At 69.0% G+C, this 387-nt stretch carries 1 pseudogene; it reads right to left on the bottom strand.

What is annotated here, in order from left to right:
• A pseudogene (locus tag HCN08_RS34585) lies at positions 1–387 on the bottom strand (hypothetical protein); the annotation flags it as partial.

The raw sequence follows: 387 nt of genomic DNA, 5'->3' as shown, positions 1-387 counted from the left end.
GACGGCGTCCATGTAGATCCCGCCGTTCCACTCCTCGAAGTGGTTGCCGATGTAGAAGGGCGCCCGGTTGGTCTGGTACGCCCGCTCGAAGCCGGCGATGTAGGACTGCGTGGCCTGCTCGCGCCAGTACGGGTAGTTGCGCGGGTCGGACTGGGTGGCGGCGTGGGACTGGTTGGCGAGCATGTTGTAGTCCATGGACAGCACCTCGAAGGTGTGCCCGGGGAAGGGGATCAGCTGCAGCGGCAGGTCCCACACGCCCTGCTTCTTCGACGGCCACACCTGGTTGCCGCCCGGCGAGCTGGCGTCGTAGCGCCAGCCGAGCGCGGCGGCGGTCGGCAGCAGGTTGTCCTGCCCGAGCAGGCAGGGCGTGCGCCCGCCGATCAGCTC

The organism is Actinacidiphila epipremni, assembly GCF_012034175.1.
GTDB lineage: Bacteria > Actinomycetota > Actinomycetes > Streptomycetales > Streptomycetaceae > Actinacidiphila > Actinacidiphila epipremni.
This window is presented reverse-complemented; position numbering and strand designations above follow the sequence as displayed.